This is a genomic window from Limnohabitans sp. 2KL-17 (assembly GCF_003063415.1).
Taxonomy (GTDB): domain Bacteria; phylum Pseudomonadota; class Gammaproteobacteria; order Burkholderiales; family Burkholderiaceae_C; genus Limnohabitans_A.
The window spans coordinates 1-7,072 of sequence record NZ_NESK01000051.1 but is presented as its reverse complement, the minus strand read 5'-3'; the positions used below and the strand labels follow the sequence as shown (position 1 = coordinate 7,072).

8 protein-coding genes are annotated in these 7,072 nt (G+C 52.8%); 3 read left to right on the top strand and 5 right to left on the bottom strand.

The genetic code is table 11. From position 1 onward, the window contains the following. On the top strand, positions 1-271 hold a 271-nt coding region (locus B9Z45_RS16325), incomplete at its 5' end, for a transposase (protein WP_146180911.1). A gap of 136 nt (positions 272-407) precedes the next feature. On the opposite strand, the gene B9Z45_RS16320 is transcribed toward B9Z45_RS16325, so the two are convergent. The 5 genes from B9Z45_RS16320 to B9Z45_RS16300 form a co-directional block, all read right to left on the bottom strand. Further along, positions 408-827: a hypothetical protein gene (locus B9Z45_RS16320; protein ID WP_233252244.1), complete on the bottom strand. Its 420-nt coding sequence runs from the start codon at positions 825-827 to the stop codon at positions 408-410. A 44-nt stretch (positions 828-871) separates the two neighbouring features. Next, positions 872-1,987: a 2-aminoethylphosphonate--pyruvate transaminase gene (locus B9Z45_RS16315; RefSeq protein ID WP_108408257.1), complete on the bottom strand. Its 1,116-nt coding sequence runs from the start codon at positions 1,985-1,987 to the stop codon at positions 872-874. A 61-nt stretch (positions 1,988-2,048) separates the two neighbouring features. Beyond that, positions 2,049-3,746 carry a putative 2-aminoethylphosphonate ABC transporter permease subunit gene (locus B9Z45_RS16310; protein ID WP_108408256.1) on the bottom strand — a complete coding sequence of 566 codons (1,698 nt, stop codon included), beginning with the start codon at positions 3,744-3,746 and terminating at the stop codon, positions 2,049-2,051. A gap of 6 nt (positions 3,747-3,752) precedes the next feature. Beyond that, positions 3,753-4,823, bottom strand: a complete 1,071-nt coding sequence (locus B9Z45_RS16305) for a putative 2-aminoethylphosphonate ABC transporter ATP-binding protein (RefSeq protein WP_108408255.1) — start codon at positions 4,821-4,823, stop codon at positions 3,753-3,755. Between the two features lie 53 nt (positions 4,824-4,876). Next, positions 4,877-5,908, bottom strand: coding sequence for a putative 2-aminoethylphosphonate ABC transporter substrate-binding protein (locus B9Z45_RS16300; RefSeq protein WP_108408254.1), 1,032 nt, complete (start codon positions 5,906-5,908; stop codon positions 4,877-4,879). Positions 5,909-6,065: 157 nt separating this feature from the next. Here B9Z45_RS16300 and B9Z45_RS16295 point away from each other — a divergent pair, with 157 nt between their 5' ends. Next, the gene (locus B9Z45_RS16295) at positions 6,066-6,821 is read left to right on the top strand and encodes an FCD domain-containing protein (protein WP_108408253.1); all 756 of its coding nucleotides are present in this window, start codon (positions 6,066-6,068) and stop codon (positions 6,819-6,821) included. A gap of 4 nt (positions 6,822-6,825) precedes the next feature. Then, positions 6,826-7,072, top strand: a 247-nt coding sequence (locus B9Z45_RS16290; RefSeq protein ID WP_146180858.1) for a transposase, incomplete at its 3' end; no start/stop codon positions are given.

Genomic DNA, 7,072 nt, shown 5'->3' with positions numbered 1-7,072 from the left:
GAAGGCACTGATCGCATCCAAGGCACCACATGCGAACGACTTCACCAACCAGCGGGTGCGCAAGGGAGGTGAGGTTGACCCGGCCCTGCGCTCGAAGAATCGCAACAAGTCCAAGGTACGCGCCCGGGTGGAGCACGTCTTCGCAGTGGTCAAGCGGCTGTGGGGCTTCACCAAGGTGCGCTATCGCGGCCTGGCCAAGAACGCCACGCGCTCGTTCGTGGCCTTGGGTCTGGCCAACATCTACTTAGCGCGTGGACGCCGCATGGCATGAGTGCGTCTTCAGAGCGCGCAATGCGCGTGTCTGGCGTGAAAAGGCCAGAAATACGGGCCGAAATTGGGCCGCTTCGCCCATCACATCTCGCATCATGCAATCAACTAGCAACATATCGCTGAATTCGGTGGCTTGTTCAGCGTAGCCCTAATTTTTCGGCGCGCTTCAAGACCTTCTTCAAAGTTTGGCGAGGGCACAGCGGATGGGGCGTGCCATCGGTGTTGACAAATTCGCCAATGAAGAACGGCACATTGTTGTCCCAGGGCACATTGCGCGCTGTGTTCAAGTCCAAGCGCGCGAGTGCATCGGGAAAGCCATGTTGCCAACCTGTGACGGATGTGTTGTCGTAGCACTGGTCAGAAGAGTCCCAGCCAAACACCACATCGCAAAAAGCGAATCCACCCGCAGGGTAAGGCTCTGCTGCGCTTTTGAATTTGTCGATGTGCAAATACTTGCCACGCAAAACGCCATCGGTGTCACTAACGGCCACCTTGACTTTTTGAGCCCCACTTTTTTCAACCGCTTTGAGTGCGGGGTGTACTTTGGAGGTGGCCATGATCAGTCCTTTAAAAATTCACACAGTCAAATTTTTGATAAAACTCAAGCAGGTTCGCCGCTGGCAATGCCCAAATCTTTCAGTGCCAAAGACACGGCATGAACCGCTTGCTGCATTTCAACAGGGCCAATGGCGCCAATGCAACCTACGCGGAAGGTTTCAATTTCAGTGAGTTTTCCGGGGTACAAAAGGAAGCCATATTTTTTTGCAGCATCGTAAAATTTTCTGAACTCGTAATTGGTATCGGCAGGAGCATGGAAAGTCACGATGATGGGTGCTTGCACCGATGGGTCCAAATAGGGTTTGAAACCTAACGCAGCCATGCCTTCGATCAAAGCCTTGTAATTGCTTTGATAGCGTTTTAAGCGAGCGGGCTGACCTCCTTCGTCCTCAAATTGCTGAATCGCCTCGGCCAAGGCCAACATGACGTGGGTGGGCGGTGTGAAGCGCCATTGGCCCGTCTTTTCCATGTACACGTATTGGTCGTGCAGGTCCATGGCCAAGGAGGTGTTGTTGCCTGCACAGCTGTCCAGGATGGCTTTGCGAATGAATACAAAGCCCATGCCAGGCACGCCTTCCAAGCACTTGCCACTGGCGGCAATCAGGGCGTCAAAGTGGGTGGTGCGCGCATCAATTTCAAGCGCCGCAAACGAGCTCATGGCATCGACGATCAATCCCTTGTTGTGTTTCTCGCAAACTTTAGATATCGCGTGCAAGGGGTTCATGACGCCAGCACCTGTTTCACAATGAATCAAAATCACATGCGTGATGCTGGGGTCTTTGTTGAGCAGTGCCTCAAGCGCGATGGGGGAAACTGCTTGGTCCTCAGGGGTTGGAACCACTGTGGTTTTGCGACCCATCATGGTAGAGAGCTTGGCGGCGCGTTTGCAGTAAGCGCCGTTGTCTAAGACCAAGATGTGCCCACTGGGCGGCACCACGGTGGCCACGGCAGCTTCGACACTGAACGTGCCGCTGCCTTGTAAGGGCACGACCACGTGCGTGTCGTGGCCATGAACAACGTTCAAGAGGCTTTTGCGAACACGTGCAGTGACCGCAATGAAGTCGCTGTCCCAAGAACCCCAATCGCGCAGCATGGCGAGTTTGGTGCGCAAAGTGGTGGTCAGCGGACCAGGGGTCAAAAGAATGGGTTCGCGTTGCATGGTGAAAGGTGTCTCTTTGTTTAAAGTGATTTAAAAAACTTCATCCAAGATGAATCGAAAATTAGCGACCTCGCCAGGCCTGTGTGCGTTTCTCTACAAACCAGCCAAGCCAAGCAAACAGCACAGTGGCCGCGGCGGAGATCAGGCCGATCAACACCGCCATGGCGGCTGCGGCGCCCATGTCGCCTGCTTCATCCAGATTCAAAATGGCAATGGAAGCAACCTTGGTTTCGGGTGAGTACAAAAAAACCACGGCAGAAATGGTCGTCATGGCATTGATGAAAAAGTACCGCGCAATGTCCACCATGGCCGGTGTGCAAATGGGCAAAGTCACGCGCCAAAAGGTTTTGTAAAACGGGACTTTCAGGGATGCACTGACCGACTCAAATTCTGAATCAAGCGCTTTCAAAGCGGTGGTGGCTGTGAGATGGCCGGTGGTATAAAAGTGAACAATGGTGCACAAGGTCAGCAAGGCCATGCTTTGGTACATGCCGTGCAAAGGATTGTTGGGCATGTTGAAGAAAAAGATGTAGCCCAAGCCCAAGACCAAACCGGGCACAGCCATGGGTATCACTGCCAGCAGCTGTAGCGGTGCGCGGATCGCATCCATGCCTTTTGTTTTTTCGAGCAAGTAGGCCGTTATAAATACCAGCAATGTGCCAAAGAAGGCGGTGCCACTTGCCATTTTCAAGCTGTTGATGAAGCCTTCTCCTACTTCACCGTCCACCAAACCCAGTTTGTAGTGGCGCAGGCTGGGCGAAAGGTCATAGGGCCAGAAGCTGGCAAATGAAGCATAGACAGCCATGCCCAGCATGGCCAGCATCAGGAAGGCGATGACGCAGCAATATACCAGCATGGTGGCATCGTGGCGCGCATGGGGTTTGGGTTGGTAGGCCACAGCGCGAGCACTCAGCATGGCTGTTTGACGGGCACTCACATACCGGTCAACCGCAAAACTCAACACAGCAGGTGACAGCAGCAGCAAGGCCACCACCGATCCTTTTGAGAAGTCTTGCTGACCAATGACCAATTTGAAAATATCAGTGGCCATCATGTTGAAATTGCCACCGATCACCTTGGGAATGCCAAAGTCGGTCATGACCAGGGTAAAGCTGACCAGGGACGCTGAAATGAGGCCATATTTGGCGCCAGGCAAGGTGATGGTGAAAAACTTGCGCTGGGTGCTGGTGCCCAGGGCATTCGCTGCTTCGTAAAGCCTGGCATCGGCCAAAGTGAGTGCCGTGACCAAAATCATCAGGACATGTGGGAACACTGCAAAGCATTCGGCCATGACCACCCCTGCAGGACCATAAATTTGATCAATGCCGAGGGCGTGCATGACGTCCTTCAAGACACCTTGGTTGCCAAACCAGTAAATCAAAGAAATGGCTGAGAGCAAGGAGGGGGCCAGCAATGGGATCAGGCTGATGGCTCTGAAAAGTGATTTGCCAAGCATGCAGCTGCGTGTCAGGGCGTAGGCAAACACAAAGGCCAATGGCACCACAATGAAGGTGACCAGCAGAGACACCCAAATGCTGTTCCACAAACTGTGGAGCAAGGACGGCGTTTCTAAATAGCCTAAAAAGTTTTTCAGTCCAACGAACTGACCTTGATCGTTTTGCAGTGCTTGTTGCAAGATGGCCAACAAAGGGGCTGCCAAAAAAGCCAACAACAACAAGAGCACAAATGCCAGACCTGCAAAACCAACCCACTCACTCCAATGGGTTTTTTGCGTCACTTGAGGTAATGCGGGGGTCATGCCGATTTAAAACAGTTTGATGCGTTCAGGCATCAGTTTCAATGTGAGTGTGGAGCCTGCCTGCAGGTTTTGTTCCGCCAGGAAATTAAGCGACAAATAAACAGTCAGGGTTTGCGCTGAAATGGCTGGTGCCATGACGTGCACATGACAAAAGGCACCCAAGAATTCAACCTCGTGAATCGTGGCTTGAAAGACGCAGGGGTCACCGGCCAAAATGGGCCTTGCAAGCACATCTTCGGGCCGCAAATACACTTTGACCTCGCCGTCGGCATGGCCTTTGGCGGGAATGTTGCTGAGCGGGATGCGCATCTCGCCCAGTTGTAATGATTGAGCAGACACCGTGCCCGGCAGCACATTCACTTGGCCTACAAATTCGGCCACAAATGCGCTGGCAGGTTCCCTGTAAATTTCAGTAGGCGTACCGACTTGTTCGATGCAACCGTGGTTCATCACCACAATGCGGTCGGCCATGCTCAATGCTTCTTCTTGATCGTGCGTCACCATGATGGTGGTCACGCCCAGACTTTGTTGCAGTGATCTGATTTCTTCGCGCAATCGAACGCGCTCCAGCGCGTCCAATGCCGACAAAGGCTCGTCCAAAAGCAACAAGCCAGGAGAGGTGGCCAAGGCGCGCGCCAAGGCAATGCGTTGCTGTTGGCCGCCAGAGAGTTGGCTTGGATATTTGGCCCCGCTACCAGGCAGTCCAACCAGATTGAGCAATTCCTGAACGCGTTGCTGAACCACATCCCGCGCCACTTTTCGGTTGACCAAACCATAAGCAACGTTGTCTGCAATGCTGAGGTTGGGAAACAAGGCATAACTTTGGAACACGATGCCGTAATCGCGTTCGGCGGGATGGGCGCAAGAGATGTCTTTGCCTGCTTGTTGAATGACGCCACGCGTCTGTACTTCAAGTCCTGCGATGATTCGCAGAAGAGTGGTTTTGCCGCAACCCGATGGGCCTAAAAAACAAATCAGCTCGCCAGGAACAATGTCCAGATTGATGTCTTGTAATGCGACAAAACTGCCGAAGGCTTTGTTCAGATGGGATAGGGAAAGGTAGGGGCTTGCAGACATGAGTGACCAACAAAAAGGCCGCCTTGCGAATGCCAGGCGGCCGTTTGGTGAAATTAACGCTTCTCGGATTTACCGTTGTAGCGGGCGTTCCATTCTTTCAGAATGCGCTCACGTTGCTCAGCAGCGTAATTGAAGTCCAATTTGACCAAGCGTGACTCGTAGTCTTTAGGCACGTTGGGCAAGGGCTCTGCCACACCTGGGTGAGCCGTGATGGCAAAGTTTTTGCCATACAACCTCATGGCATCTTTGCTTGAAGCCCAGTCAGACAATTTTTTGGCCGCGTCCAATTTTTTGGTGCCTTTGTGAATGGCGAAAGATTCCAAATCCCAGCCTAAGCCTTCTTTGGGGAAGACCAAGTCAATGGGTGCGCCTTTGGCTTTGTTGGCATTGGCACGGTATTCAAATGCGATGCCCACCACATACTCGCCGCTAGAGGCCATGTTGCATGGCTTGGAGCCTGAGTGTGTGTATTGCGCAATGTTTTCGTGCAATCCGTCCATGTACTTCCAGCCGCCGCCTTTGCCGTTTTCGTCACCAAACAAGGAAAGCCATGCAATCACGTCGAAGTAACCGGTACCGCTGGAAGCGGGGTTGGGCATCACAACTTGACCTTTGTAAATGGGCTTGGTGAGGTCTTGCCATGTTTCGGGCTTTGGAATGTTGCGTTTTTTGGCTTCAATGGTGTTAAAGCAAATGGTGGCACCCCAAACATTCATGCCCCACCATGCAGGCGGATTGGTTTTGTCGCGGTACTGGGGCATGATGGCGTCCAAATTCAGGGGCGCATAGGGCTCCAACATGCCGTTTTTATTCATCAATGCCAAGCTGGTGGCGGCAACACCCATGACTGCGTCAGCTTGTGGGTTGGCTTTTTCGGCCAGCAGCTTGGCAGTGATCACGCCTGTGGAGTCGCGCACCCATTTGAGTTCGATGTCGGGGTGAACCTTGTTAAAGCCCTCTTGGTAGGCTTTGAGTTGGTCGACTTCTAAGGCGGTGTAGACCAGCAGTTGGGTTTTTTGAGCCCAGGCCATGGAGCCTAGCAACAGACCGCCCACCAAAAGGGCAGATTTGTAAAGTGCGCGCATACGTCATCCTTATCAAGTTAAAACCAACCATCTTTCACTGGCTCCGTGACAGCACAGTGACAAGCCCGTGAAATTCATTGGAATAGAAGAATTCCTGAATATCAATTGTTTTTTGTAAATTGTTGACAATTGACCGATTCATGATCAAATTCGGTGCATGTCGATCGAAATTGCTCAGCAAGTTGCACCGCTTTCAAGCGCAAGCCTGGCCACCCCCACCATTTCCATGTTGCAAAAGCACTCGCTCACGGGTGCTGTGCAGCAAGAGATAGAGCGGTTGATCAATGTGGGTGAATTAGGGCCTGGCGACAAGCTCACCGAGGCTTCTTTGGCCGAGCGTTTGGGTGTATCAAGAGGCCCTGTTCGAGAAGCATTTCGCGTCTTGGAAGAGGTCGGTCTGGTTCAGCTTGAGAAAAATCGCGGCGTCTATGTAAGACAAATTCCATTGGAAGAGGCGCTCGAAATTTTTGACCTGCGCGCCATGATGGAGGCCTATGTGGGCAGCACCTTGGCGGTCAATGCATCCGAAGAGCAGTTGGCGCAACTGCATACATTGGTGGTCCAAATGGAGCATGCCGTGAAAGTGGAAGACGAGGCCACTTATTACCGATTGAATGTGGAATTCCATGAGGCCATGGTGTCTTATGCAGGCAATAAAAAACTCATTGGCATGTACCGCAAACTGACGCGCGAGTTGAGCTTGTTCCGGCGCCGCAATTTTTCAGACCACGCTTTGCTGGTCACCTCGGTCAATGAACACCGGGACATTCTGGATGCCATTGGTTCTCGCAATGCGGCCAAGGCCGCTGAAGCTTTGCGTCAGCATGTGCTGATGAGCCGCGAAAGAACCATTCGAAATTACGTTAAGGCTACGCTGAATAAGTCCACCGCATTGGGTGCTGTTTCGTTATAGGTCGATGAAACAACAGACCCTTGCCCTAGCGGCCGATGCAGGAGCCGGATTCGAACAATACCGTCGCGCAACCAGGCGCGACGTGTTCCTCTCCACAATGAATGAGATCGTTCCGTGGCATGCGCTATGCGAAGTGATCGAGCCGCATTACCCCAAGCCGGGCAATGGTCGCCCGCCGGTGGGACTTGAGCGTATGTTGCGCATGTACTTTGTGCAGCACTGGTTCAACTTGGCCGACGAGGCTTGCGAGG